Genomic DNA, 3,710 nt, shown 5'->3' with positions numbered 1-3,710 from the left:
TACANGAAGTCATGATCCGCCGCTCGCCGGAAACCGGCCTCTCGATCTACGTGCCGAAAAAGGATCTGGAGGAGCCGATCGTTGAGACCGAGCACGAGACGCTGTGGGGCGGCTGGATTCGCATCGCCAATGGCTGGGTGCTCGATTTGCCTGATATGGCCAAGGACACGCGGCTGCCGATCACGATCAATGCGCGTAAGCGCGGTGACGAAGGGGACGAGTGATGAACGCGCCGCTCCCTCATATCGACATCGTCAGGCAGGCCGACGCCGAAGCGCTGCTCAAGGACGTCGTGCAGCGACTGAAGGTCGGGGAGGTCGTGCCCTATCTGGGACCGGCGGTGTCGGAGCAGTCGGGCGCGCCGGTGCCGATGAATCCAGAAGCCCTGGCGGCGTTCTTCGGCACCAAAGTGGCATTGCCGCGCCGCGCCAAGGGCAACGCCTGGGCTTCGGCGCAGCACATCGAGAGCACGCGTCATCGTTCGACGGTTACGGCGCTGATGGCGGAGGCGTTCGCGACGCCGGTCGCGCCGACGCCGCTGCATCAGCACCTCGCCTCGCTGCCGCTGCCGATGATCGTCGACAGCTGGTATGATGGTGCGATGCGCGCGGCCCTGGCCGGCCGCACCGGATGGGGCGAGGTGCAGGGCATCACCCGCGCCGGCATCGGCGAGGACCGCTGGTACCGCTTCTATGATGCCGATGGCACGGAGGCCGATCGCGAAAAAGCTGCAAGCTGGACCACGCTGCTCTACAAGCCGCATGGCGGCATCACGCCGGCGAAGAACTTCCTGATCACCGACGCCGATTACGTCGAGGTCCTGACCGACATCGACATCCAGACGCCGATCCCGGACACCGTGAAGGATCGCCGCACCCATCGCAGCTTCCTGTTCATCGGCTGTCGCTTCAACGACCAATTGCTGCGCACCTATGGGCGCCAGGTGATCAAGCGATCCGGCTCCGAGCATTATGTTCTGGTCGAGCCCGACACGCTGTCCAGGAATGAGCTGAAATTCTTCATCACCGAGCGGCTGACGCCGATCGCGATTCCGCTTGCGCGCGCGACCGAGATCATTCTCGGCGGTTGATCGCAACGCGACAAAGCATCTCCCCAGCGCGGTCGTGGACCGCGCTGTTTTTGTTTGTCCAGGGCTGATCGGCCATTCTGTAACGTTTCTAACATGGCCGCGATCGCGTCCCGCTCGCATGTTGGCAAGCCGACAGTTGCCGCCGTCGGACTAACACATTGATCGCACGACAAAATGAGCATGACTGCGCAATGGCACGCGAGTTGCTGAACATCTGGCAAGGCGGTTTGCGGCTCGCCGGCAACGTAAGGAGCGGACATGGACGCATCAGTTCAGCACGAACAGGCGACGATACCCGACGGCGAGAAGCTCAGCGCAGTGATGCAGACCATTGCAGAACACAAGGGCTGCGGCACCTCGGGTGGCAGCGGCAAGGCGAGCTGCGGATCGGGGGCGGGGCAGAACGACCTGCCGCCGGACATCTGGGAGAAGGTCAAGAACCATCCCTGCTACAGCGAGGAAGCGCATCATCACTACGCCCGCATGCATGTGGCGGTGGCGCCGGCCTGCAACATCCAGTGCAATTACTGCAATCGCAAATATGACTGTGCCAACGAGTCGCGTCCGGGCGTGGTCAGCGAGAAGCTGTCGCCGGAGCAGGCGGCCAAGAAGGTGCTGGCGGTTGCCTCAACGATTCCGCAGATGACCGTGCTCGGCATCGCCGGCCCGGGCGATCCGCTCGCCAATCCTGAGAAGACCTTCAAGACGTTCGAACTGATCGCGAAGACCGCGCCCGACATCAAGCTGTGCCTGTCGACCAATGGTCTCGCGCTGCCTGACCATGTCGATACCATCGCGGGCTTCAATGTCGATCACGTCACCATTACCATCAACATGGTTGATCCCGAGATCGGCGCGAAGATCTATCCCTGGGTGTTTTGGAAGCACAAGCGCTACACCGGCGTCGAGGCCGCGAAGCTGCTCACCGACCGCCAGCTGCAGGGCCTGGAGATGCTGACCGAGCGCGGCATCCTCTGCAAGGTCAACTCCGTGATGATCCCCGGCGTCAACGACAAACACCTGGTCGAGGTCAACAAGGCGGTGAAGTCGCGCGGCGCCTTCCTGCACAACATCATGCCGCTGATCTCCTCGCCCGAGCACGGCACGGTGTTCGGCCTCACCGGCCAGCGTGGCCCGACCGCGCAGGAGCTGAAGGCGCTGCAGGACGAGTGCGAAGGCGAGATGAACATGATGCGGCACTGCCGCCAGTGCCGGGCGGACGCCGTCGGCCTGCTCGGCGAGGACCGCTCCGCCGAGTTCACCACCGACAAGATCATGGCCATGGAGGTGAACTACGACATCGACTCGCGCAAGGCCTATCAGGCCGCGGTCGAGGAGGAGCGCGTCGCCAAGGTCGTCGCCAAGCAGGAAGAGCTGGCTTCGCTCGCCGGCCAGTCTAGCGACATCAAGCTGCTGGTTGCAGTCGCCACCAAGGGCTCGGGCCTCATCAACGAGCATTTCGGTCACGCCAAGGAGTTCCAGGTCTACGAGCTCTCCACGGCCGGTGCGAAGTTCGTCGGTCACCGCCGCGTGGATCTCTATTGCCAGGGCGGCTATGGCGACGAGGACAGCCTGGAGACCGTGATCCGCGCCATCAACGACTGCCACGCGGTGTTCGTCGCCAAGATCGGCGGCTGCCCGAAGAGCGATCTGCTCGCGGCCGGTATCGAGCCGGTCGACCAGTACGCGCATGAGTTCATCGAGAAGTCCGCGATCGCTTGGTTCAAGGACTATCTCGAGAAGGTCAACAGCGGCGAGATGGCGCACGTCGTGCGCGGCGATGCTGAAATCCGCCAGGGCGCCCTGATCTCGGTAGCGTGAATCTGATCTCGGCGGTGTCGGGGCGCCGCCGAGCCCTTACAGGAGCAATCGATGACTTTGAAGATCATTGCCTCGCAGTGCACGAGCTGCTCGGCCTGCGAGCCCGAATGTCCGAATGTGGCGATCTCGGAGAAGAACGGCACCTTCGTGATCGACCCCAAGAAGTGCACCGAGTGCATCGGTCATTTCGACGAGCCGCAATGCGCGGCGGTCTGCCCGGTCGACAACACCTGTGTGATCGATACGTCCTATCCGCGTTACCAGCCGCCGGCGTGAGGAGAGATCGATGAATTTCACGATGACACCAGCGGCGCAGAAGTTCATGCGGATGATGCTGCGTGCGGACGGAAAGGCGGGCAGCGGATTCAGGCTCGCAGTTTCTCCGGGCGGCTGCTCGGGGCTTGCGGCTGACATCAGCGTGCTCGGTGCGCCGCTGCCCGGCGACGCCGTGGTTGAACGCGACGGCGTCCGCCTGTTCCTGCCCGCGGAGAGCCGGCTGCTGCTCGATGGCGTGACCATCGACTTTGCGGATACGGCGACGCAGACCGGTCTCGTGTTCCACGATCCGAAGCAGGTGTCCTGTTCAAGCCACGCCGAAAAGGCGCTGCAATAACGGGGAAGGCTCGAATGCCCACAGATGCCAGGCCCATCTCGCACACCGCCGTCGAGGACGCGTTGCTCGCCGACGCGCTGCTCGGCGGCGGCCTGCCGGAAGAGGCCGAGTATCATTTGTGGCAGGCGGGCCAGAGCTACCATCTCGATGACGTGGCCGAGATGCACCTTCGCGAGGCCCGACGGC

General features: G+C 63.6%; 5 protein-coding genes. All 5 read left to right on the top strand.

Annotated elements, in window-relative coordinates; all coding sequences use genetic code 11:
• Nucleotides 1–11 precede the first annotated feature (11 nt).
• Nucleotides 12–224, top strand: coding sequence for a putative nitrogen fixation protein NifT (nifT, locus tag BRAS3843_RS16535; RefSeq protein WP_008970099.1), 213 nt, complete (start codon nt 12–14; stop codon nt 222–224).
• Nucleotides 224–1,090 (top strand): SIR2 family protein, encoded by an 867-nt coding sequence (locus BRAS3843_RS16530; RefSeq protein ID WP_008970098.1) that lies wholly within the window; start codon nt 224–226, stop codon nt 1,088–1,090. Before nifT ends, BRAS3843_RS16530 begins: the two co-directional genes overlap by 1 nt.
• 258 nt (nt 1,091–1,348) lie before the next feature.
• The gene (gene nifB / locus BRAS3843_RS16525) at nt 1,349–2,911 is read left to right on the top strand and encodes a nitrogenase cofactor biosynthesis protein NifB (RefSeq protein WP_008970097.1); all 1,563 of its coding nucleotides are present in this window, start codon (nt 1,349–1,351) and stop codon (nt 2,909–2,911) included.
• 51 nt (nt 2,912–2,962) lie between these two features.
• On the top strand, nt 2,963–3,187 hold the full coding sequence (locus tag BRAS3843_RS16520) for a 4Fe-4S binding protein (protein WP_008970096.1): 225 nt from the start codon (nt 2,963–2,965) through the stop codon (nt 3,185–3,187).
• A gap of 10 nt (nt 3,188–3,197) precedes the next feature.
• Entirely contained in the window at nt 3,198–3,524 is a 327-nt protein-coding gene (locus BRAS3843_RS16515; RefSeq protein WP_008970095.1) for an iron-sulfur cluster assembly accessory protein, read from the top strand.
• The last annotated feature ends 186 nt before the right edge of the window (nt 3,525–3,710 follow it).

The sequence above is a fragment of the Bradyrhizobium sp. STM 3843 genome (assembly GCF_000239815.1).
Lineage (GTDB): Bacteria > Pseudomonadota > Alphaproteobacteria > Rhizobiales > Xanthobacteraceae > Bradyrhizobium.
This window is presented reverse-complemented; position numbering and strand designations above follow the sequence as displayed.